The sequence below is a fragment of the Lysinibacillus sp. EB106-09-02-XG168 genome, from assembly GCF_058791475.1.
The window spans coordinates 2421667-2446880 of sequence record NZ_JBYTDN010000003.1; the positions used below are offsets into that span (position 1 = coordinate 2421667).

Genomic DNA, 25214 nt, shown 5'->3' on the forward strand with positions numbered 1-25214 from the left:
TTTCAATATAATAATGTACTATAAACAGTTAAAGGAGAAGGATAATGAATAAGTACATAAAAAACCCTGTATTGGTAATGTTGTTAATGAGTCTACTGCTAATAATGGCGGCTTGTAGTAGCAAATATGAGGATAAATCTCGAGAACAGAAAGGTACAAATGGTGACAAGGAATCCACAGCGACTGAAACAACACATATTGTAACAGATTCGGTAGGGCGTGAAGTAGAAGTGCCAATAGACCCGCAACGTGTAATTGTGGATTGGGATTTAGGTCACGTATTAGCTGTAGGTGTTGTACCAGTTGCTTCAACAACAAAGGTCATTGGTTATGGTGAATTTTTAAAAGATTACTATCAAGGACAGGACATTGTAGATTTAGGAAATGAAGATGCTGTATCTTTAGAAACAGCTACTAGTCTAAAACCAGATTTAATTATTACCTTTGCTGAAAAAAATGTAGAGCAATATGAAAAAATTGCACCAACGATTGTGTTCAGTACGGCTAGCTACGACAGTGTGGAAGCAGAAATTACAGCAATTGGCGAAATGTTAAATCACCAAGAGGATGCGAAGAAGTTTATAGCAGATTACACGGCGCGTGCAAAGGTAGCTGAAGAAAAAATCAAAGCCGAAATCCCAGAAGGCATAACATTCTCACTCTTTACGTTAACAGATAAAGAAATTGCGGTGATTCCAAGTGGTAACTCAGGTGGTAAAGCGATGTATGATTTATTAAACCTTTCACCACCAACATCTATTCAAAAGCTAATTGAAGATAGCAACGGAGATTGGCAGAAGCAACGTATTTCATGGGAAATTGTAGGTGACTATGTAGGTGATTATGCAGGTATTTTAGATTATGATCAAAAATATGAAACGACTTCTACATGGGATAATTTGGATGTTGTAAAAAATAACAAAGTAATTACATTCGATGGAAAATACTTCTTCTTAGCAGATCCAATCTCTGTTATCAATCAAGCAGAACACATGGCAGAACAAATTATTAAATTAGTACAAAAACAATAAAGTAAGACTTCAATCAGTAGGGTTTTCCCATGTTCCAAATAATAGGTTGATTTAATGAAGTCAAGATTACCATTAAAGAAACAAGTAGAATGCCCTGTTAAGGAAAGTACTAACCTTAATGGGGTGTTTTTGATTAGTGAATTTTTAACATTTTGATTCATTGTTAAGATTTCGTTCAAGCCGTCTATGATATATTTCATAAGTAGTTGATTAAAAAAACATAATTGTGTGGCACAGATTTTATTGAAAACAGTTCTAGAGACTGTATTAGAAAAAGTGTCTTTAAACTGGTCTATTATTATTGGTGCCATTATCCATATATGAAACTGAACGGAATTGTGGTAATCGATTTGACGAATGTTAATCCGAAGTAAGAGGAGGTGGAGACAGATTTATGTGGATACAACGATAAGGACAAACATACCCAAACCACGCTTTTCGGTGCATTTTTACTTCAACTTACGTGGCAGAATAATGAAAAATTAGTTAATATTAATAATAAATATTTTTGTAAAGAAAAGGGGAGAAATTTATGTTTTCTAATGAAGAAAGAGAGTCTATTTATAAAGTTATTTATAATAGGAGAGATATTCGAAGTTTTTTATCAACTCCTATCCCTGAAAACATTATACATAGAATATTAAATGCAGCTCATCATGCACCTTCAGTAGGATTTATGCAACCTTGGAACTTTATTTTGATTTCCGCTGACGAAATTAAAGAAAAATTGGCTTGGGCAGCAGAAAAAGAAAGCCGAGCATTAGCTGTTCATTATGATGGGGGGAAAAAAATGAAATTCCTTGATTTAAAAATTGAGGGTTTAAAAGAAGCTCCTATCACTATTTGTGTTACATGTGACCCTACAAGAGGAGGTTCCCATGTATTAGGACGAAATTCAATTCCTGAAACAGATATATTATCAACAGCCTGTGCTATTCAAAATATGTGGTTAGCAGCTTGTGCTGAAGGACTTGCGATGGGGTGGGTAAGTTTTTATAAAAAGAATGATATTAGAGACATTTTAGAAATACCACCACACATCGATCCCATTGCTCTTATATCAATCGGTTACACTGAAAATTACCCAGAAAAGCCCATTTTAGAGTTAGCTAATTGGGAAAAAAGACGTTCTTTAGAACATCTTATTTTCGAAAATAAATGGGGACAAAACTAAAGACTTATTAATCTATCAGGGTGAGTTAATTGAATAATGTTGAATTGCATAGGCAACTCTTTTTTCTTTATTGAACTAATGAAGTAGTTTAATTTAAGAAGGACTTATTAATAAACAGCCAGAATAGTATAAAGATGCTGTTAAAAAGGGAGGGATTTCAAACTCGCTACATTTACATATCTAGAAAATACCGTGGGGAAGTTATAATGGCAGTTACTTATTGGACAGAAAAAAAACTTACACTATGAGCTATTCAACCTAAAGATATCATAATATTTGAATCATTAGATGATGAGATTCTACGAAATATGGACTCACTTTATTTTCCTCGTTCAGCTGTAAAAATGAGAGAATGGGTAGAAGGACAACTGGAAGAGGACGATGAATTCCGTTTTATTGCAGTTGATAGAGACAATAATATTGTTGATATAATTGAAACATTTGATTGTGATCGAAAAAATGGAACCTTCGATTATTATTTAGCTGTATTTGAACCATACAGAGGTAATGGGTACGCTAAAGAAATGATCCTTATGGTTCGTTTCTTCTCTTTAGATTACTCCATCGATGCACTTGCATGAGAAGTTAGGTATCCTAAAAGAGGGACAACTAAGAGTATCATTTTCACCAAAGGATTCTATTATGATGGTATTTGCTATGGAATGACATGACAAGATCGAATCAGACTTTGGTGACTCTATGAAGAAAGCTTTCTAAACGACGTTTTGGAACTTGTTTAGAAATTATTTGACTGATATAGAAACAAAAAAGGAATAAAGTTACAATCTGTATGATTATATTAATATATGAGGTATTTATTATGAAATTATTACTTTACTTTTTTTACACTATCGCAGTTCTTGCTATTATCACTTTTACTTATGATTTAGTTATGTTAGGCACTTTCGATTGGTCTTCTCTTGCAATAACATTTTGTATGATTGGGGTTGCAACGGGATTAAAAAAGAACACTAAAAACATTCAATCTAAAGTCGGATAAAATAAACAATCGATACTTTAAAAGCAGAAGCACAACAGCAAGTAAAGCCTACATGCGAGTTCGATTGATACGTTTATTTAAGCTATACAATCATATACAAAATAACGTTCCCAAACAAAGGTTTTGGGACGAAATAAAACACTTAAAACGTTGTCATACCAATGTATTAAGTGTTTTTCTGTATTTCATTCATATACACCTTTTTATGCACTATCGTTTGAACTTAGATACAACAAAGCTTTGAATGCTGTTCAAAAGTCAGCGGATTCCTTAATGTTATAAATCAACCTTTTCTTTTAACATAACCTTCTTCTTTATTCAACTAACTGAGCAGAATAATTGAACAATGTTTGGAAACAATATCTCTAAAAAGAGGTCGGGAAACGAAAAAAAGGAGAGGTGTGATAAATGACAATTAGAATTTTATTATTAATACTAGTCGTTAGTTTTAATCTTTCAATAGATGCTTCTGCTGAAATTCTTCTTAAAGCTGCTTATATACGAAATCATCAGCTATGGATGAAGGAGGGAGATAAAGAAATACAGCTTACAACAGGTCAGTATGTATCCTCTCCAAAGTGGTCCAAAGATGGTCAGTTTATTGCCTATTTAGCAGGTGACGAGAATGGAGAAAAAACGTATCTGTATATTTATGATTTGAAGAAAAAGGAAAGCTATCAACCGTATCCATCAATTGAAACAAGTCAAATAAAATGGTCGCCAACATCAAATCAACTAGCTTACAATTCGAGAGGTATCCTAAATGTTACAAAATCAAAAAATGGACGACCACACGGCTTTGAAAATGTATCCCTAGGTGTTAGTGATTTTGAATGGTTCCCCGACGGAAAAGCGTTTATCGTTTCATCTCAATCTAATTTACTTCCTACTGGATGGGAACCAGTTCGTCTTTTTAAAGTACCCGTAGATGCCAATCTAGATACGAATAAAATCAAGCCTTTTTACACCATTCAAACAAATACAACCGACTTATTTGCAATTGATGCAGATTATTTTAAGTGGAGCCCTGATGGGAGCTGGGTTAGCTTTCTATTAGCACCAACTGCGTCTTGGTCTAATGATAGCAATACATTAGCTGTACTTTCATCAGTTGGAGATCAATTTCAAGTTATAGGGAAAATGCTTGGGTATGAAAAATGGATAAAGTGGGCTCCTACAAAAAATCAACTAGCCTTCATATCTGGTGAAGGCAGATTTTTTGTTGTAAACAAAAGTACAACAGTTACCGAGATTCCTACATTGAATAAACAAAAAGACTACACACCTAAAGGATATGTAGACCTAGATTTAGAATGGCTTTCTCCAGATGAAATAATTGTTGCTCGGGCGAAAGAAAACAAAGCGTGGAAAGTGGGACCAGTTCCAACTATGTTTACAGCGTTGTATGTAATTAATCTTGGATCAGGAGAACAAAAGCAGCTTACATTTCCAAAGAACAATAAAATAGATAATACACCTCAAGTAGTTGGTTCAACTATTACTTGGTATCGAACATCTGAAAAAGAAGACCAAGGAGATGTTTGGATTAAAGATAGTATGGATGCTCAAGAACATCGGTGGTTAAGAAATTTAGATTCTCCTCCAACCTTTTTCTATAAAAAGTAACTGAAACAACCGCAGATTTTATTTTTCATTATTTCAGTAAAGGGGGCGAACTACAATCCTTGATCTCGGTGAAAAAGGGGACACTTTAATGAAGAAAATAATCCTACTTACCTTCAAACTATCGGAGCAGGTTACTTGAAGAAGGATGGATAACACTTTTCTAATTCGGGAAGATAAGAAAAGAGGTGAATTTATCTTGAAAAAACTTTATGCACTGATTTTAATCATATCTTTATTTACTATTGTGCCATTTGAATCTTATGCACAGCCTAAAAACTGTCCTGTATTAAGTGATTTAGAGAAAACATCGCTTAAGGATAAAAAAAATGTAATAGAAGCGTTAAATACTTTAATACCAGAAACTTATGGAATTGGTATAGATGGCTTTCCTGATATGTATACTAAGTGGAATGTAGTAACTGCCAAACCTTTTCTCAATACAGTTGGTAATAAAGAAGAAGAAGCCTATTTTGGAATGGCAAAAACCTTTTGTGGCAAAGAAATTGCTGAAAAGTCTTGGCTTGTACGTTTAGATTTCCCAAAAGCACCAGGAGCTGATTTAGCCCAGGGGCAAATATTTTTAGCTAAAAGTAAGGAAAAAGGATGGTTTGTTTGGTTTCAATACCATTAACATGCTATTCCTTATTGAACTAACGTGTGCTTTACCACTGAAGCAATCGGACGGTTATAGTAAAATCAAAATATAAAGAGTGTCAAAATGACAAACAACAAAGACAGGATTTTAATGGAAATGCTGAAACAAATGAACGAAACAATGGTTAAAATGAACAATAGCATTATTGCAGTACAGGAAATACATCAGGAAACGAACCAACGTCTTGATGGTGTAGAAACTGAAATTAAAGAAGTAAAACAGGTTCTTGAAGAAGTTGATTCTACTATTTTTGCTCTAATCTATATGTATTTCTATTATTTCCCTTTAGCGAACTAAAAAAGGGACTCCCCAATTATTAATGGAAACTCCCGTTAAAAGCAGCACTAAGCTATTTCACCGAGTTCTTTTTGAGTAAATAGAAGATAATTTGTTTTTATATTCTAGAATAGCAATTAGCCCACTACGACTAATTCGTAGATGAAGACCAACAAAAGTTGGTCTTTTTTTGTAGAACCGGTCAATCAATATCTCTTTTATTTATAAAAATACTGGTTTGTGTAGTTTTATAAAAAAGTTTGATCATTTAAAACAAAGTTCGATAATTTATAATAAAGTTTGATTAAACATCCTGTGTTGATATGCAGGATGTTTTTGTTCAACAAACGGGCCAGATTGTTGAATAACAGTCTTTTAAGAAATGTTACCTCACGACGCTTGTGCAAAAATAATATTGTTATTTAATTTACAATAAAGTCATTTAAAAAATAATATAGTTGTTTAAAAATCCTTATTCCACGAACGGAGGAGGTTAGTGGAAGCAATAGTAATTAGGTTTGACTGGGAAAATTGTCGATGATATTAAAAAAGACACCGAAGTGTCTTATGTTTTTCAAATTAAGCATACCGATACATTTAAATTTAATTACTTAACATTATGTTTATCTTGGGAGCGAGGTATTTTATCGGTGAGTGTATACAAACCATGTAATGCTGGCTGTTAATAATGCTGACGAAATCAAAGCTGTAAGAACACTATATGTTCGCCAAATAAGTATCGTTGACCAATCGAAAGCACAGCACAGTATACCAAGGGCAATCGTAGCGATCAGGAAAATAACTGTTACGATTATTCTCCTTTTTGTCATTGGCTGCCGCTCATTCATTTTCCTTTTTCGTAATCCTAAGAGAAATAGCAGAACAGCCAATAGGCAAAGAATAATAGTGATAGACGACAAAATGATATCCAAAAGCTGTGTGCCGCTTATTTCATATGACTGAGTTAGATTGCCGTCTAATATATCTTTAACTTTTAGTACCAGGTTTATATTGGTATTTGCGCCGTTGCTCAGCAAGCAGACGGCTGTTCGTTCATTTAGCAGTATGGCTACTTCGGTTCTGAAATTTGGATTACCCCCAGTGTGTTCTATAATCGTTTGGTTGGCGTTTACCGACCAGCCTGCCGCATAATACATATCGTTGACAGCCGAGACAGATATATCACCCCTATGTGATTTTTCGATAACCGTGTGAAATATTTCGGGTATGTCCTGCACAATACCCATCTGTATGCCCATCCAACGCGCCATATCTTTTGTATTAGAAATGATGTAGCCTGCGGGTTTATTCCCAGCATAATCTGGAGCTTTAAATGGGGTTGTCATAAAAAAGGAAGAACGGTAGCCCTGTGCCAACTGTCCAGTGGCTTGAGCATCTTCTTTATAAACATACGTCTGGTGAAGACCTAACGGCTGAATTACCTGTTCCCTCATAAAGTCTTCATAGCTTTGTCGCGACACAATCTCAATAACCAAACCCAATACGTCATAATTAACGGTTCCATAGTTATACTGTTCACCGGGAGGGAACGCCAATTCAGCATCTACGAGCATTTCCACAGTATTTTGCAACATATCCGGTGTATTGCCTTGTGGAATATTTTGAGTATGCCTAATATTTGTTAGACCACTGGTATGGTGAAGAAAGTTATTTAGTGTAAGGCTTTGCGTATCAACAGGTTTCCCTTGATACTTTAACGTAAACCAAGGTAAATATTTTGGACAGGGTCAGTCATTGAGAGCAGCCCTTGTTCTTCCAACAGCATAATACCCATACCGGTAAAAGCTTTACTGACCGAGGCTAACTCATAGAGTGTATTTTCACTTGCAGACACCCCCTTTTCACGGTCTGCATACCCTGAAGAAAAGTAGAACACTTCATCATCAGCAAGTATTGAGATTGACATTCCCGGCACACCTGAAATACGAGAGGCATCATCTAGCAACGCTTGTATTGCCGCAGATTTCGAATCTGACAACGCATAACTTTGTGTTGCAAATCCTGAGAATAAAATAAATATCGTTAATACAAAAACAATAATCTTTTTCATAAACTCTCCTTTTCGAAAAATTATAAGAGAATAATATAAATAACCTACTTTTACAACTACTAAACTAAATTTTAATTTATCTTTCTATTCACCTATATTATATCAAGTAATTGTGAAGAGGTACACTTAACGAACAAATGCGTTAGTTCAATAAGAAAAACGATCTTCAACTATCGGGCGCAATCCCGGAACAAGGATAAGCGTCATTTTCATTTTAGCTGCAGGATAATCTAATACTATAACGAATATATAAAGCTTATCAAAGTTCTATTGAGGAGAGTCTCACTGAAGATGAATGAACAAAGCATAAAAAATAAAAAGGCTTGGGAATATCGAGCTTATGAATTTTGGAACAAAAGTAACGGTACTCCAAAGGATTTGGCTATGTATATATTAGAAAACCCTAGAGCATGTCTTAAAAAGCACCAACAATACTTTGAACATATTGAAGGAAAGAAGATTGCAAATATTTGCGGTTCAAATGGCAGAAAAGCAGTGCCATTAGCATTATTAGGTGCTGAAATAACTGTATTTGATATTTCAGTAGAAAATCAAAAATATGCCTTAGAATTAACAGAAGATGCAAATACCTCTATTAATTATATTGTCACGGATATTTATGATATTGACTTAAAAAAGTATGGAAGTCATTTTGACATGATTTATTTAGAAGGTGGCATATTACACTATTTTAATGATATTGATAAATTCATGTTTATTCTGCTTTCAATACTAAAAAATGGTGGGGAAATGATTCTAAATGATTTTCATCCCTTAAGAAGATGTATAGTTAAAGGTCCTAACGCTGAAATCCAATATCAAATCCAACAAGGTTATTTTGACAAAGAATTACAAAATGGAGACTTAGCGTATAAGCATTTCTTTGATGAGCATGAACAAGAGGACTTTCCTGATGTGTCTATAAGATTATATACACTTAGTGAGATAATAAATTCTGTAATCACATCTGGTTTCAAATTAATGAAATTTGATGAGCATCGTGGTTGATGAAAATATACCATGGGAATTTACTATTTTAGCTTTTAAATAGCTAAATCTGATTATTAATTAAATTTAAGAATAAGGTTTTTCTGTTAAGCTAAGTTTAAAAAATGCAGAGGTGATTAAATGGGTGCCTGGGGAAAAGGGATATTTAATGATGATACTACTTGTGATGTCAGAGATGATTTTATTGTTTATTTGGAAGAAGGAAAAACCGTTGAGGAAGCAACTCAAAATCTTAGAAGAATAATCGGATGAATATAGTATTGATGATGACCAGGAAATAATGTCTTTAGTATATATCGGTCTAGCAGCAATACAACTAGAGAGAAAATGTCTTCAAGAACAAGTATGTAACAATGCTATTTGTTTAATTGAACGTGGTGTAGATCTTGAACTTTGGGAAGAAGCAGATCAAAAAAGTTATGAAGAACGGAAAAGAGTATTGAATGGGTTTAAACAAAAGCTACTTAATTATATGTTATAAGGACTGTCAATAGACGGTCTTTTTTTATACCTTTAAATGTTGTTTAATTTTTGTTCAATGTAGTGTAGTCCTTTAACTTAAAATCTTATAATTAAATATAAAGAAAAAACCCTGCTTTCCATTTAAAAGTAGGGTTTTTTAGCGTTTTAATAGACTTAGGGATTGAACAAAATATCAGGCCATTTACTGGAATAAAAGTTTTAAATGAAACTGGATATTTATATATTTATGTTAACTTTCAGGTGAGATTATGAAATACTGCACTTTAACAAACTGGTGCTTTAACGCAACAACGAGAACGTCATTAGGGCCGTTTACTAAGGGAGGCAGATTAGTGCAAGATTAATTACTACTTTATTGTAACTTTCCATTGAAGACTTCGGGCCCCTCGTATTTAAGCAGTCGGTAAAAATGTTGACATTCTTGCTGAATATGAAGGGAAATTATCTTAGCGCGAACTGGTCATTTTATTGGGGCGTGTATTTCATCCGGAATTAACCGGAGATTCAAGAATTCTAGAATATTTTGTATCATATGGTATAGATTGCAAAATCTGTTTTCATATAGTATAGTATGGTTAAAATTTAAATATGTGAACACGATGATGGGAAGTAGTAGCAATCACGTTTTTTTCAGAGAGTCAGCGGGTGGTGGAAGCTGATAAAAGCACTTGTGAATCCGTCCTGGAGTTGCGCAGTCGAAGTGAGTAAAGTAGGCTGTCGCCGGTTGAAATGCCGTTATGAGATAAGTGGATTAGGCGAATGTCTAATCAATTAGGGTGGCAACGCGGGTAGCTCTCGTCCCTTTCATGGGATGAGGGCTTTTTTGTGTTCATTTATAAAACATCTACTCCCATCATTATCAATCTACTGGAGGTATGAACTATGTTAGATATTAAACGCGTCCGCGACAATTTCGCGGAAATTAAAGAAATGTTGTTAACACGCAATGAAGATTTAGGAAATTTAGACGACTTTGATGGCTTAGACGCGAACCGTCGTGAGTTAATCGCTAAAACAGAGGAACTTAAAGCTGAACGTAATAAAGTATCTGAGCAAATTTCTGTGATGAAGCGTAACAAAGAAAATGCAGATGCAGTAATTGCACGTATGCGTCAGGTAGGCGACGAAATTAAAGAGCTAGACATACAGTTAAATGATGTAGAAGATCGCTTCAAAGATATGATGATGCGCTTACCAAATGTTCCGCACGAATCTGTGCCTGTAGGGACAACAGAAGATGACAATGTTGAAGTATTAAAATGGGGCGAAGTACCAACTTTTGATTTTGAAATCAAAGCACACTGGGACATTGCTACAGATCTTCAAATTGTAGACTTTGAACGCGGCGCAAAAGTAACGGGTAGCCGATTCTTATTCTATCGTGGACTTGGCGCTCGCTTGGAACGTGCATTAATGAGCTTTATGATGGATTTACATGCAGAAGAGCATGGTTATGAAGAAATGCTACCACCTGTCATTGTTAATCGTGATAGCTTGACGGGTACTGGAAATCTTCCTAAATTTGAAGAAGATTTATTTAAATTAGAGGAAACAGATTATTTCATGATTCCAACAGCAGAGGTATCTGTAACAAACTTCTATCGTGATGAAATTTTACTGGCTGAGGCTTTACCACAAGGCTTTGCTTCCTATAGTGCGTGCTTCCGTTCAGAGGCAGGCTCTGCGGGTCGTGATACACGTGGTTTAATTCGTCAGCACCAATTCAACAAAGTGGAATTAGTACGCTTTGTAAAACCAGAGGAATCTTATGAACAGCTAGAGTTGTTAACAGTTCATGCTGAAAAAGTACTGCAATTACTAGGCTTACCGTATCGTAAACTAAAAATGTGTACTGCTGATTTAGGTTTTACTGCAGCGAAGAAATATGATTTAGAAGTTTGGATTCCTGCACAAAACATGTACCGTGAAATTTCTTCTTGCTCTAACTTTGAGGATTTCCAAGCACGACGGGCGAATATTCGCTTCCGTCGTGAGCCAAATGCAAAACCAGAATATGTTCATACATTAAACGGTTCAGGTCTTGCTATTGGACGTACAGTTGCTGCTATTTTAGAAAACTACCAACAAGCAGATGGAAGCGTAGTAATTCCAGAAGCTCTAAGGCCATACATGGGTGGTATAGAAATAATTGCACCAAAATAAAAAAACGGATAAAAGCTATTTTAGATATCCTTTAACAGTTAATTATATTGCTTTTTATCGATTTACAGATACTTTTAATAGTATTGGGTGGTGTAAACGCCGTGGAATTGAAAAAAATGCTTTATTATTTCTTAAAGGAAATTTAGCGAGACTAAAAAAGATGTTACTATAATCAAGAATGGGGAGTATTAGAAAAAATTTAGAAATGACATTTTGCAGCTCTTCCGCATTTTCCGCTATTCCGCAATCGGGCGCGATTGTGGAGCAACACAGGTAGAAAATAATCAAACTTTTTTATAAAACCTAACTTAAAACTGCTAAAGAAGAATCCCTTTCAAAAGGGATTCTTCTTATTTAACGTAAGATAAGGGTTTGCGAGGCATTTTTGCTCAAACTTTATTTCAAAGCAACACCTGTCTCTACACGCACCGTTTATTCTGGAGTGGGAGAAGTTAGTGTTTATATATCAATTGATTGTAAAGGGAAAGGTATTGCCTCAAAGCTCTTTAAAATACTAATTGAAGAGAGTGAAAATGCAGGGTTTTGGACACTCCAATCATCTATCTTTACCATTACCATCAATACATCAAGTATTCAATTACATAAAAAGATGGGCTTTAGATTTTTGGTACGAGAGAAAGAATTGTGTGACTTTAAGTATATCTTTGCCGAATTGGCACGATGTGTTAGAAGGATAGCATCTACATCTTCGAAAATGTGAAGTGAAACAGTCAATGGATTTCTGCGATAATTTCTAGTGAAAGGGACTGGTGAAAGTTTACCAGCTTCACTCAACATCGGATCAATCAGTAATCATTTTCCATTTATTGAGATAATTGATGTAGCATGTCGAATATGCTGTACTGAAATGGGCATAAAAGCATCTCCTCTAAACAATTTAGTAACTACAAAAATAAATTCGTATGTATCTTCCAAAAAAACATATTTGTTTTCTTTTCAAAAATATATGAACCTAGCGTTAAAACACAAGTGAAAAATTGCAAGCCATCCAGAACAGTTTTGAGGTTCAGTTCAACTTTGCTCAAAATGAGATTAATTTTTAGCAGTAAAATCAATTAAAGTATAGCTTTTTTGATCAAATTTTTTATTAAACTAACAAAAATACTTGCAACACCTATTATAGTACTGTACAGTACTAATTATGACAAAGGTAAAATTAATGAATCAAAAACGTGTGATTGAAGTAGCTGCAACATTATTTTTAGAAAAAGGGTTTGCTTATACAAGCATGGATGAATTAGTTCGTGTAAGCAAAGTTTCAAAGTCTAATGTGTATTATCACTTCTCTAATAAGGAAGAATTGTTGGAAGGGGTCGTTGATTATTGGATTGAAATGTATCAATCTGCAATTGATGGCTTACTATCTCAAAACCAATTATTAGTTGAAGATCGTATCCAACTGTTTTTAAAGCAAATATCACAAGGAGTTCAGACGAGAGAATATAAGGGGAGCTGTCCATTTATTACGCTTTATATTCAAAGCCCTACAAATGCCACAAAAGTAAAAGAAAAAATAGGTCTTTTTTTTGCAGGATTACAAACGAAAGTTTCTCTATTACTTAAACAAGGGGTAGAGAATGGTGAATTTAGAAAGACAATTAATATTGACGAGGTTGCATCTCTTTTTATTACAAATCTTGAAGGAGCGCTATTTATTTCAGAAACACTGAAGGATGCAACTGTTATCATGAAAACAGCAGATCATTTTTTTAACTTGCTTCGATAAAAGAAGCATTTTTTTTACACTAAATTAGTACTGAATAGTACTAAAAGGAGGATTTATATGAGAACAGTATTTTTAACTGGTGGAACAGGTTTTATTGGAAAGCAATTAGTGAAGGAATTAGCCAAAGAGCATGTTACAATTCTTTTATTAGTGAGATCGAAAAGTAAAGCAACACGCATTTATCAAGAAAAAGGCATCTTAAAAGAGGCAGTTATGCACTTTATTGAAGGTGATTTGACGAAAATAGACTTAGGTCTAAGTGCTGAAGATAAGGAGTTGGTATTGAAAACGGATGTGATTATTCACGCAGGAGGCCCCATGGATATTCAAGCGACTAGCAAAGAGGCAGCTTCTGTATTTTTGAATGGTGCCCAACATATTAGTGAATTCGCTAAAAATATTCACCAATTGAAGGGATTGCAACAATTTATTCATGTTGTAGGCTATATGAGTCCCTTTGATGATAAAAATAGCAAGATTGCGATAGATGTGTTTAAAGAAGGAAACAATTTTTTGAAAATAAAAAATCCCTATGAGAGAACAAAGTTTTTAGCAGATCTTTATATCCGTCAGCAGGCATCAACAGTAGGTTATCCGCTTTCAGTAATTAATCCACCAACTGTAGTTGGTAGTAGTAAAACAGGGAGTACGGAGCAAACAGGAAACTTAGGCTTGCTTGTGATGAGTATGCGAAAAGGGCTCTTGCCAGTGATCCCTGGAGGTAAGAAATATAGATTACCACTTATTGAAAACGATGAACTAGCAAAGTTTATTGTGCAGGTTTTCAGATTGGAGCAACCAACTATACAAACATATACACTTGTTGAAGATAAACAACATGATCAGAATATTTCAGAATTATTAGATGCTACGTCAGAAAGTATGAATATGACTGCACCTAAAATTTCTGTCCCATTGCCATTTATGAAAGCACTTATGAATAGTGGCGTAAGCAAAATAACCCAAATTCCTGCTGATGGGCTGAACTTTATTACAAAACGAACATTTTCAAATGGTTCCGTGAAAAAAATTATGGGAGAAGATTGGTTTAAGGAGACAAATGTAATGAAATTTTTCCCAGCCGTAATAGCTGATCTGGATTATCGCATGATGTATCCAAATGGCCAGCACAGTCATTTATTTAAACGAACATTATGTAATAATACGACCATTTATCAAACACAAGGAGAGGGTAAACCGTTTATTCTATTACATGGTTTATTAAGTGATGGAGAGGATTTATTTCCTTTAGGGAAAGAGCTTCATGAAAAAACGGGTCGACCTGTATGGATCATGGACCTTCCAGGTTTGGGACGTTCTCCTTTTAAACGAGAGAAAAATCTTTTAAATATCTATTTGAATGTATTAAAAAAGTTATTGGAGAAAGCTACTAACGGTGCCCATCTAATCGGCCATTCATTTGGTGCGTATATTCTTTTGGAAGCATTAGTACAAAAGTACATAGATAAGAAGTATACAATTACTTTACTTCAGCCACCTATTGCTAAAAAAAATGCTAAATCGATGAATGTTCCTCAATTTATGAACAAATGGACATTGAAATTGGCAACTACTAATTTGATAGAGCGTTATTTATTAAGTAATGGTATATTCGAAAGTACGGAGAGCATCCCTGAACATTATATCGAAAAAATAAGTAACAGTTTTACTTCTCCTAGAATTTTAAATACTACGGTTCAGCTAAACAGTTTACTATTGAAAAACGTTCAAGGTGATTTCAATGAAGTAACAAAGTATAATCTTCGCATTATTTGGGGGGATTATGACAGAGGCTATTCTGCTCCTTCGCATCTTGGTAAGGTTGATTTTGTTCCATATGGTCATCATTTTCCTCTTAACCATCCGAGTGAAACGGCTAATTTGGTAATAAAAAATAGTAGTACTAGCAGATGAGAGTGTGGGATAAATAAAAAAGTGTAATAAGATCGTTGTGTCTTTGAATTTGAAAAAAAGATTGTCTACATGAACGCTGGATATATTTACTTAAGAATCTAACAGCTAATCAATTACAGCGTACATATCAGTATCCTGAGGTAGTAAAATGAGAATTGAACAAAGTATTGCTCCTTACGCATGGCATGTAATCAATATACTTAAACTCCCATGAAAGAACGTAATAATCTTTCATAAAACAAACAGATTATTTTATGATGCATGTAGTCGAGCCATTAAATCCCTAGTGCTGATTATTTATACAGCCGACCAGTAAAAAGTAAAAAAGTTTTTTATAGAAAATGAATTTGCAAAAGAAGATGAGATCTTGCTTCTGTAAAAACTAATGTTTAGTATCCTTTTTGCAGGTAGAAGTGAAAATTGCTGATATATTACAGTCGAAAAAGTATACACCTAACCAGTTGTCGAAATTTATTTGACGACTGGTTATTTAGTATTGTTCTTCAGAATAAATTACAATGAACTTCCATGTTGTTTATTATAAGTAGTTAATCATACATATGCCACTAGTATAAAAATTAATCAAATTGATGCTGTAAGTTATAGGTAAACTCAAATGTAATCAAAATTATGCTGTTAATTAAATTTGATATTTAAATAAAGTAAGTTGAAAGAGTTGGTGTTACTGCGTTGAGAATTATATCAAAGATAATAATAAAGTTTTATAAAAATCATCTCTTCAGTTATCCTTTGAGATGATTTTTTTATTGGACATTTATGTTAAAACTGATGTTTATCTTGTGAAGAATTTCTTCCAATCCTTCCACCGTATGGTCCACTTTATCAAACAAACTTAACAATTGACCAAATGATTGCTATTCAACGCTATCATAAAATTGGCGTCAAGAATTTAAATAAATGGAGATTACCGGTGAAGGGAGAGTAATTGGGGATTTGTGGTATTATATAGTGAGCGAAGAAACAGAATAAAATTTTCCAACGAGCTTCGCAAACAATTGAAATTACCAATAGGGGGGGGCCTGCCGACAAAATTTAGAAGGATAAATCAGTTCCTACTTTTATAGAATAGGCTGATATGGTATTTACTTAGGTTATAGTAACAGCTAGGTTTTAATAGCTGAGAATTAAAAGGAGAGATTTCATTAATTATGTTTAAAAATTTTTTTGGAAAGTGCTTAGTAACTTTTTTTGTTTTACTTTTACTTATCCCTGTTTTTACAAATCAAAAGGCTACAGCTAATTCACTACCTCAAAATGAAATGCGTGCAGCCTGGATTGCAACAGTATCTAATATTGATATGAAGGCAGGTATGAGTAAAAACCAATATACTCAATGGGTTCAAAGTACCTTAGACAAATTAAAAGCTGATAACTTTAATACAGTTATTTTTCAAGTTAAGCCATTAAATGATGCACTGTACCCGTCTAAGCTTGCTCCATGGTCATCGTATATAACAGGCAAGACACAAGGGACCAATCCGGGTTTTGATCCATTGCAAATAATGCTGGACGAAGCACATAAGCGAGGATTAGAACTTCATGCTTGGGTAAACCCATATAGGGTCACTATGCCTTCGCAATCTTTGTCTAATCTTGCTGCCGATAATGTAGCCCGTAAAAATTCTAATTGGGTAGTGAAATACGGTAAACAATATTATTTAAATCCTGGTTTGCCGGAAGTTCAAAATTACTTATTATCAACCATAGAAGAATTAGTAAGCAACTATGATATCGACGCTGTACATATGGATGATTACTTCTATCCTTATAAAATAAAAGGAGAGACTTTTCAAGACCAACAAACTTTTAAAAAGTACGGTGGCTCATTCAAAAATATTGAAGACTGGCGCAGAAATAATGTTAATCAATTAGTAAAAAAGGTTTATGCCAACATTAAGGCAATTAAACCTCATGTTCAATATGGAATATCTCCGTTTGGAATTTGGCGAAACAAAGGGCAAGATTCTACTGGGAGTAACACGAATGGAATGAGTAACTACGATGATCTTTATGCTGATACAAGACAGTGGATTAAAGATGGAAGTATCGATTATATTGCGCCTCAAATCTATTGGTCCAGAAATCATAAAGCAGCAAATTACTCTGTTTTATTAGATTGGTGGGGAAGAGAAGTTCAAACGTACGCAAAAGTCCATCCTGTTAATCTATATATTGGCATGGCCAACCATAAAGTTGGAAATGATTCTGATACTGCATGGAATAATAAGACGGAACTTATCAGCCAAGTAATCGCCAACAGAGCAAATAAAAATGCTCAAGGACAAATGCATTTTTCTCTAAGAAGTATTAACAATAACGCTCTTGGACATGCTTCATATCTAAATCAGCAACTATACAATTATAAAGCTTTAACTCCTACAATTTATTGGAAAGGCTCTGCAATACCTTTATGTCCAACTGATGTTAAATTGAGTAAAGAGTCTTTCGGCATGAAGCTTACTATTACAGATGAAAATAGTATTCAACCAAGGAAATATGTAATATACCGATTTGATGGAACAAAAGAAGGATCATATGAAGACGTTAAAAATATAGTAGACGTGGTTTATAACACACAAGGTAATACTGTTTATGTAGATACTATTGCAAAAAATAGTAAAGTATACACATATGGTATAAAGTCTATATCTGCTACAGGTGTGGAAAGTAAAACTGCTTTCGTTCTAAAATACGGAAATCCTTACCAGTAGCAATAGAGCCAACACCTGAAGGGCCAGAGCAACCAGAAAAACCTGTAGATCCAAAGTCTATTGGTAGAAAATAATCGATCTTTTTTATAAAAACCAATCTTAAATTTGAGAGATAAGAATCCATTTTGATCAATCTTTTTTCAAAATGGATTCTTTTTATTTATCGTAAAATGCTGGCTTGTGAAAAATTTTTGATCAAACTTTATTTTAAAGCACCATTTTAATGAATTTTTATTAAAAGACTACACTTGATTTTATATGAGTGTCTGCAAGTTCTTGTCCATATACAATATACAACAGATATTATGGGTAGTTGACGTATCCAAGCCCTCCTACACGCCAAATAATTTTAGTTTACATAATATAAATTATAGGAAGTTAAATATCAATGAAAAGTATACTAATAACAGTGAGACGAAACAGCTAAAAAAGTTAATTTAATTAGTATTGTTGTTTTTTAAGTATAAAATATGGGAACATTCAAATCGAACATTCCCATTAGTATGAAATCTGCGTTTACTTGCCTAAGTTCTAAGCTCCTTGCATTTTACTTAGAAATACTATTTGCCCAATATGATATACATCGTGTAATGCTAAACTCTTCATTTCAAGCACTAATGATCTTTCTCCTGGTATCTGTCGATACAAATCTTCTTGTTCTGCTTTTGCTAGTATTTTTTCAAGTTCACGATGAACTTCATAATATTCTTGTTTTGTTTCATTCCAATTTTGAAGGGTCATAGTTGGTAATCGAAATGTAGATTCGTTATTATCTGCCTGTGGTTCATTCGCTGTATCACCAAAAAATCGCGTCAAAAGTCTCTTTTTATAGAAAAGTAAATGACAAACTATTTCCCAAATGGAATTCATTGCTCCTTCAGTTGGTTTCCAAATTGCCTGTTCAAAAGTAATTTCCTCCAGCACTTTTTCAAGTGCTGGAAACCAGTCTTCTTCATCTAAGCAACTTGCCCATTGTTGTAACAATAGTGTCTTTGCATCCATGGTTTGTTCCCTCCAATTTAATCCCTTTAATACATAATCCACTTTGTCAAAATCATATACGGCTAAATATTTGAAGTACTTATACCAACCAAACTTCCATACATTACCAATAATTCGCTTTTCTTATAATGCACTCGTACTTCTATGCCCTTTTATGCGCGAAATGATCATAGTCTGCGATTTCAGCTGCAGTTAACCTTCAATTGGAGAATAAAAGTTAAGACATTTATAAATCGTGACTTCTAATAAACCATATTCGCTAGTTTAAATATAAATACGTTCAAAAGAACATATGTTCTACACTTGAAAAAACAGCACTTAATTATTAATTATAGAAATAATTTTCTGTTGAGCATCTAGAGCTTCAGGAATTGGCATAACAACAAACACATGATTCATTTTCGGATAAACAAAGGTATTGAGTTCAATTCCCTGTTCTGATAGTTCTTCATCAAGTCTTATTGCATCTGGATATAAACATTCGTGCGTTCCAATAAAATGAGTTATCTTTCCAAGTCCTTTAAAGTCAAGGTTTATCGGACTAATCAATGGGTCTTTTAAATCTTTATCAGCTGCCCATAACTTAGTAATGACTACCATTCCTTCACTTGCTAACATCGGATCAATTTCTTCATATTCAACTATAAGAGGATTTTCAAAAGTCAAATCAACACTTGCTGATAGTAAAATAATGTCTTTCGGTTGAAGCAAATTGTTCATTTTTATAACATGGGCTAGGCCAAGTGCTATATTACCGCCTGCCGAATCTCCCATGATCGTTAATTGATTTGAATTTTCAACAGTTTCAAGCATTTCTTTATACAGGTTTAGGATTTTCGGATATGCATCCTTATAGTTAAAATGAGGCACTTTAGGATAAATCGGAACAATTATTTTCGCATTCAAAGATTGCGCCATTTTGTCCAAGAACAACCAATGGAAACTTAAAGGTTGCTCCGTCCAAGCACCACCGTGTAGATACAAAATAGCTTTTTGCTTCAAAGACTTTTCGTCATTTAATGTGAAAACCTGCATTCCCTCGAATACATGCTCCTTAACTTCACTTAAAAATGTAACATCCTCTCCAATAACATATGGTTTAGTGTTTTCAGTTCCTCTTTCCTTAACAAACTGTTCGGTGTTTGCAATACTAGAAAAACTCTCTTTATTACTTTCAGCAATTATCCATTTTTCGAATTGAATACTTTCTTGAGAACGTTCTCCGTTATAAATAGTTACACTCATCTTTTAGTTTTCTCCCCTTTAAATAATCATTTTTATCGTCCATTTTGTTTCAAAACACAGAATAATGATATGTAATAGCAGTAAATCTTAGAAGCTTTCAAACTGTTTTACATCTTTATTATACTTTATTATCCTTTTTTTCCTAAATATAAAAAGCCCAAAACTATTTCTCCACTTTTAAGACAAATAGTTTTGGACTTTTAAATTAAAACAATCGATTCATATACTTTCCTCTAGTTTGTTTAAAGGCTATTAGAATCCCTTTTAAGAGCGATTCAATAATTTCGAAGTAAAGTTTTTGCAACGTCTAGAAAACGCTCTATTTCGCTCTAGGACGTTGCAAACAACTAATTAAACTTAAATTGTTATACGTGTACCTGCTTTTCCATCTAATGCAGCTATCGCTTGATCTAATGAACAAATAATTGCCTCTTTACCTAATTTCGCAAATTCTATAGCTGCTTGCATTTTTGGTAACATACTTCCTGCTGGGAATTGTCCTTCTGCAACATATCGTTCAGCTTCTGCTACTGTAATGTGGCTTAATTTTTGCTCATTTTCTTTCCCAAAATTAATATAGACATTTGGTACATCAGTTAGCATCATGAAAACATCCGCATTCACTTGTTGTGCAAGCTTTAATCCTGAACGGTCTTTGTCAATGACTGCTTCAATACCGTGTAATTGACCACTATCTTCACGATATACAGGTATACCGCCGCCACCAGATGAAATAACGATCGTATCATCAATTAAACGTTTAATTTCGTCTATACCATGAATGACCTGTGGTTCTGGTGAAGGGACAACTCGTCTGTAACCCCTTCCTGCATCTTCCGCCATCGTAAAACCTTGTGCTTCTAGTCGTTTCGCTTCTTCCGCTGAGAAAAATACACCAATCGGTTTAGTCGGATTTTTAAACGCTTGATCTTCCTTGGCCACTTCGACCATTGTTAGCAATGTCACCACGTTTGTAGCAATGCCTCGTTCTTTCATATGGTTTTTTAAAGCTGTTTCCATCATATAACCAATGAACCCTTGTGATTCGGCATTACAAACATGAATTGGTAGTGGTTCGACTACATTTTTAGCAGCTTCGTTCTGAGCAATAATATTTCCTACTTGCGGACCATTGCCGTGTGTGATGACGATTTTATGCCCCGCTTCTCGAATTTCCACCATATGGCCTGTTGCCGACACTACGTTTTTGAATTGATTATCATAAGTTGCTGCTTGTTTTGGCTGTAAAATGGCATTACCGCCCAAAGCAATAACTACACTCTTTCCCATTTCTTTCACTCCTTAATTAACGACATGTAAATGCCATAAAGCGTATCCATACCAGATGAAGAGCCTACTTCTATAAGACTTTCCATACTTTCTAAAGATGGATCATGTTGTAATGTTGTAATCTTCGAACTAAATACGCCATCTAGAGCACATGTTAAAAAGCGCTTACTGACAACGGTCGTTAAAGGTTCCTTGATTAACGCTTTTAAAGTATCAAGATGTTTATGTTCGATAAAATTATTTAGAAAATGACCGTACAATATGCCGACCAGTATATCGTCACCAGTTGGTGTCAAACCTTGTCCACGTCCAATAAAATAACGGAATGTCTTCTCAACATTTTGAGTTGGATCATGTAATCTATTGATCAAGGCCAACACACGTGCTCGTTCAAAATCTGTTGAGTCATATGATGTAAATGAAATGCATTGTAAATTTTCTTTTATTTTATTTAGATTTGCATGTTCAAAATCCATATTTAACGGTAGTATTTTTACATTAAACACCATTTCGAAACGGTTATGAAAAAGACGATTATTTCGAAATATTAATGTATCGCCTACCTTAATATTGCTCTTTAACCTTTTTTTCGTTTGAGGATCAAGCAAAATTCCAAACGGAAATGTCCCATTTTCATTGGTACCAACAAATATCAATTCACCATTTCGATCAACAATATTTAAACCTTTTTCAAAAATACTATGCACGGTAAAAGTTTTTCCTTCATTTAATAATTGAAGTGCGATTGAACCAATCGCACTTGCTTGTAAAATCATCCTTTAAAACCTAGCTTTTCAGCATATGCCGTGATTGCCTTCTCAAAACATTCGATTGGCGGATGGACTGTACCAGCACCAATTTGTCCATAACCCGCAATTTTGTGGGCAATACCAGTGTTGATGACTGGTGTGACCCCTGTTTCAACAACTTTCCGTGCATCGATACCTAAACATGCGCCTTTGAAATTCCAAGTTGGAATAACAAAGTTAGGGTTTTCGCTAATACAGATTTCAGTCATTTGATTACTTGTTTCAAGCGCATCATTAAATCCACCAGTACCAACAAAGCGTGTTACTGCAGGGGCTGCAATCATCGCCATACCTCCGACACCGATTGTTTCTGTAATCGCTGAATCACCGATATCAGTGTTTGCATCTTCTGCTGAGTAACCTGTGAAATATAACCCTTGTGGCGTATTAACAGGACCAGTAAACCATTCGTCTCCCATACCTGCAATACGGATACCAAAGTTTTCACCGTTTCGGCACATGGCGGTAACAACTGTACCGTGTTCGATTGTACGTGCTGCATCCATCATCGCTTTGCCAGTCGCCATTGCAATATTTAAGAAAAATTGGTCTGTGTCAGCTAAAAATTGGATTACTTCTGTACGTTGTTCTTTTTCAACGTCTTCTAATGATACAATTACTGGAGATAGTTCTTTTAAAAATGCAAGTGAAGCTGCAATATTACGCTGGTGGAACTCATCACCCATTGCAATAGCTTTAGCAATCAATACGTTTACGTTCAAGCCTCCATCAAATGTTTTTAAGGCTGTACTTAATACTGGACCTAATACATCTTTCATCCAGTGTAAACGATTGATAACTTGCTCATTATAAGAGCCGAAGCGTAATACTGCACCAATCCCTTCGTTCATTTGACAGTATGCTTCGTTACCACTCTCTTTGTTAATAACGACAAGGACTGGCATGTTAGGTGAAGTGATACCGCCCATTGGTCCAACTGCATTCACATGGTGACAAGGAATGAACGTAATTTTATCGTTTTCAAGTAAATCACGTGCACCCTCCTCATCTTTTGCCCACCCTTCAAAAATGATTGCGCCAACACAGGAACCTTGCATAGGATCTGTCATGTTTTCATATTTAATTGGAGGTCCAGCATGTAATAACACATACTCTTCTAATTCAGGAATGACAGACTTTGCAGGTACAACATCTGTTAAAAATGGTGCTGCTGCTATAATCTTCTGGATAACGGCTTCGTTCGCTTCATTTATTGTTTTGTAACCCATTAGATTGTACCTCCTTCATAATAGTTTAAGAATTGAAGTACTTTCATTAACTTCTCATCGCCACCAGCAATTGGACGCCAGTTAAATTGAACACATTCCGAGCCACTGTTTTGAACAACTTCCGTAAAGCTTTTTAGCCCAATATTGATCACACTTGGTTTCATATTGATTAAAGACATCACTTTATCATCTACTGTTAAATTTTCTTTTGTATAGTCAAATTTTTGTACATCTACAATAGGTTGTTCCACTTTACCGCCTACAAGTTGGATAGCTGTGCGAACCATTTGGTCGTTTGTCTTACAAATAATTGCACCACTCTCTTTTAAGATCTCCATTTGTTTCTCATAACCTTGGATGTCCTGTGCTGTACCTACAACTGTTGCAAGCACTGCAAGTTGACGACCATCTTGACGTGCGCTGTCTAAAATATGTTTGATTGCTGGCGCTAGTTCACTGGCCATATCTTCATGACCACCGTTACCGATTACGTTATCAATCATAATGACCGCTGTTTCAGGATCGTTTACGGATTTTTCAAGCATTTCAATACGTATTTCAGGATCAATCATCGGGTGTGGTTTGCCTTTTGTATAAACATCATCACCTAAATCGATAATTTCATGATTTTTTGTTTTTAAAACAAAATTATCGTACTGTTCTTCCGTTATTGTATCTTTGAAAGCATCTCTCACTAGCATCGCTGCTTCAGATGCTAACGTACCGCCTGAATAATAACCTTTTATACCAACTTGTGATTTTTGTAATAAAACATTTACACGTTCAGCTGTTGTTGGTTCAAAATTCGGTTTATCCCCATTTGATAATTGGACAGCTACAACTGCTGCTTCTTCGAGTGTATAAGCATGATAGATGTTCTCTTCTTGATAGGTAGGTTTGGCACCTAAAAATAGCGTAACAACTGGTTTATTAATATTTCTTAATAAGTTTAATACTTTGCGTTGTACTTCCTCTGCAGGTGGTTTGGAGATCACTGTAATTACTTTTACTTTCGGATCTTGATTTAACGCTTTGATGCTATCTAACATAGTGATGGCACCAACTTCCGTCGATAAATCACGTCCACCAGTACCAAGAGCGTTTGTAACACCTTTACCATAACGGTCAATAATTGTTGTGACTTCTTGGATTCCTGTACCTGATGCCCCAACAATACCGATATCACCTTCGTTGACGTTATTTGTAAAGGCAAGAGGTACGCCGTTAATAAGTGCAGTACCACAGTCTGGACCCATCACTAATAACCCTTTTTCATGCGCTTTTTGTTTCAATTTCACTTCGTCTTCTTTCGAAACATTGTCACTGAACATGAATACGTGTAAACCTTCGTTTAAAGCGTTTTCCGCTTCCATTGCTGCATATTGACCAGGAATAGAAATTAACGCTAAGTTCGGATTGTTAGCAAGCTCCAATGCACGTTTCCAGTTATGTGCTTCTTGGTCTTTAGATGCGTCTTGTGAATCAGACTCACCTTTTAAAGCTATCTCTACTTCTTCTTTCACTTCGTCTACTTTTTCTTCTTGATCTGTATCTACAACGATGACGATATCATTTGGCTTTGCTTTTTCTAATTCGTCCGTGCCTAAGCCTGAAGATTTGAAAATATCTTTGTTCGCTGGTGTTCCCATCATGATTGATACTTTGTTTACACCGTCAATTGCAGATAGTTTGTTTGATAAAAGCATTAACACGATGGAGTCTTTATAAGTGTTTTCTTTTATAATTGTGTATAACATGA

Annotated in this window: 18 protein-coding genes, 3 pseudogenes and 1 other annotated feature; of the genes and pseudogenes, 14 read left to right on the forward strand and 7 right to left on the reverse strand. The window is 34.7% G+C overall.

The window, feature by feature from the left end; genetic code table 11:
• Positions 1–44: 44 nt before the first annotated feature.
• The 7 genes and pseudogenes from AC3WSO_RS12750 (at position 45) to AC3WSO_RS12780 (ending at position 5783) form a co-directional block, all read left to right on the forward strand.
• Positions 45–1031, forward strand: coding sequence for an ABC transporter substrate-binding protein (locus AC3WSO_RS12750; protein ID WP_492531244.1), 987 nt, complete (start codon positions 45–47; stop codon positions 1029–1031).
• Between the two features lie 532 nt (positions 1032–1563).
• Positions 1564–2205 carry a 5,6-dimethylbenzimidazole synthase gene (gene bluB, locus AC3WSO_RS12755; protein ID WP_492531245.1) on the forward strand — a complete coding sequence of 214 codons (642 nt, stop codon included), beginning with the start codon at positions 1564–1566 and terminating at the stop codon, positions 2203–2205.
• 251 nt (positions 2206–2456) lie between these two features.
• A pseudogene (locus AC3WSO_RS12760) lies at positions 2457–2876 on the forward strand (GNAT family N-acetyltransferase).
• A 149-nt stretch (positions 2877–3025) separates the two neighbouring features.
• The gene (locus AC3WSO_RS12765; RefSeq protein WP_492531247.1) at positions 3026–3205 is read left to right on the forward strand and encodes a hypothetical protein; all 180 of its coding nucleotides are present in this window, start codon (positions 3026–3028) and stop codon (positions 3203–3205) included.
• Positions 3206–3613: 408 nt separating this feature from the next.
• Complete coding sequence (locus tag AC3WSO_RS12770; protein WP_492531248.1) at positions 3614–4831, forward strand: translocation protein TolB; 1218 nt, start codon at positions 3614–3616, stop codon at positions 4829–4831.
• Between the two features lie 196 nt (positions 4832–5027).
• Positions 5028–5462 carry a hypothetical protein gene (locus AC3WSO_RS12775; RefSeq protein ID WP_492531250.1) on the forward strand — a complete coding sequence of 145 codons (435 nt, stop codon included), beginning with the start codon at positions 5028–5030 and terminating at the stop codon, positions 5460–5462.
• 87 nt (positions 5463–5549) lie between these two features.
• Complete coding sequence (locus AC3WSO_RS12780) at positions 5550–5783, forward strand: hypothetical protein (protein ID WP_492531252.1); 234 nt, start codon at positions 5550–5552, stop codon at positions 5781–5783.
• Between the two features lie 623 nt (positions 5784–6406).
• Here the strand turns inward: AC3WSO_RS12780 and AC3WSO_RS12785 are convergent.
• A pseudogene (locus AC3WSO_RS12785) lies at positions 6407–7833 on the reverse strand (serine hydrolase domain-containing protein).
• 291 nt (positions 7834–8124) lie between these two features.
• Between AC3WSO_RS12785 and AC3WSO_RS12790 the strand changes: the two are divergent.
• The 7 genes and pseudogenes from AC3WSO_RS12790 (at position 8125) to AC3WSO_RS12820 (ending at position 17880) form a co-directional block, all read left to right on the forward strand.
• Positions 8125–8841 carry a class I SAM-dependent methyltransferase gene (locus AC3WSO_RS12790; RefSeq protein WP_492531253.1) on the forward strand — a complete coding sequence of 239 codons (717 nt, stop codon included), beginning with the start codon at positions 8125–8127 and terminating at the stop codon, positions 8839–8841.
• Between the two features lie 120 nt (positions 8842–8961).
• Positions 8962–9322, forward strand: a pseudogene (locus AC3WSO_RS12795) (MarR family transcriptional regulator).
• A 592-nt stretch (positions 9323–9914) separates the two neighbouring features.
• Positions 9915–10130, forward strand: a binding site (T-box leader).
• A 76-nt stretch (positions 10131–10206) separates the two neighbouring features.
• Entirely contained in the window at positions 10207–11487 is a 1281-nt protein-coding gene (gene serS / locus AC3WSO_RS12800; protein WP_492531255.1) for a serine--tRNA ligase, read from the forward strand.
• Positions 11488–11929: 442 nt separating this feature from the next.
• Entirely contained in the window at positions 11930–12208 is a 279-nt protein-coding gene (locus AC3WSO_RS12805; RefSeq protein ID WP_492534344.1) for a GNAT family N-acetyltransferase, read from the forward strand.
• Positions 12209–12667: 459 nt separating this feature from the next.
• Complete coding sequence (locus AC3WSO_RS12810; protein WP_492531256.1) at positions 12668–13234, forward strand: TetR/AcrR family transcriptional regulator; 567 nt, start codon at positions 12668–12670, stop codon at positions 13232–13234.
• Between the two features lie 57 nt (positions 13235–13291).
• On the forward strand, positions 13292–15148 hold the full coding sequence (locus AC3WSO_RS12815; protein ID WP_492531257.1) for an alpha/beta fold hydrolase: 1857 nt from the start codon (positions 13292–13294) through the stop codon (positions 15146–15148).
• Between the two features lie 1169 nt (positions 15149–16317).
• Positions 16318–17880 (forward strand): glycoside hydrolase family 10-like protein, encoded by a 1563-nt coding sequence (locus tag AC3WSO_RS12820; protein ID WP_492531259.1) that lies wholly within the window; start codon positions 16318–16320, stop codon positions 17878–17880.
• 531 nt (positions 17881–18411) lie between these two features.
• On the opposite strand, the gene AC3WSO_RS12825 is transcribed toward AC3WSO_RS12820, so the two are convergent.
• The 6 genes from AC3WSO_RS12825 to AC3WSO_RS12850 form a co-directional block, all read right to left on the reverse strand.
• Entirely contained in the window at positions 18412–18882 is a 471-nt protein-coding gene (locus AC3WSO_RS12825; RefSeq protein WP_492531260.1) for a DinB family protein, read from the reverse strand.
• Positions 18883–19200: 318 nt separating this feature from the next.
• A complete protein-coding gene (locus tag AC3WSO_RS12830) occupies positions 19201–20127 on the reverse strand; it encodes an alpha/beta hydrolase fold domain-containing protein (RefSeq protein ID WP_492531261.1) in 927 nt (308 codons plus the stop codon).
• 357 nt (positions 20128–20484) lie between these two features.
• On the reverse strand, positions 20485–21417 hold the full coding sequence (arcC, locus tag AC3WSO_RS12835; protein ID WP_492531263.1) for a carbamate kinase: 933 nt from the start codon (positions 21415–21417) through the stop codon (positions 20485–20487).
• Positions 21418–21422: 5 nt separating this feature from the next.
• The gene (locus AC3WSO_RS12840) at positions 21423–22193 is read right to left on the reverse strand and encodes an oxamate carbamoyltransferase subunit AllH family protein (RefSeq protein ID WP_492531265.1); all 771 of its coding nucleotides are present in this window, start codon (positions 22191–22193) and stop codon (positions 21423–21425) included.
• Positions 22190–23455 (reverse strand): YlbE family protein, encoded by a 1266-nt coding sequence (locus AC3WSO_RS12845; RefSeq protein ID WP_492531266.1) that lies wholly within the window; start codon positions 23453–23455, stop codon positions 22190–22192. The genes AC3WSO_RS12840 and AC3WSO_RS12845 overlap by 4 nt, the downstream gene beginning before the upstream one ends.
• Positions 23455–25212, reverse strand: a complete 1758-nt coding sequence (locus AC3WSO_RS12850; RefSeq protein ID WP_492531267.1) for an acyl-CoA synthetase FdrA — start codon at positions 25210–25212, stop codon at positions 23455–23457. Before AC3WSO_RS12850 ends, AC3WSO_RS12845 begins: the two co-directional genes overlap by 1 nt.
• Positions 25213–25214 lie beyond the last annotated feature (2 nt).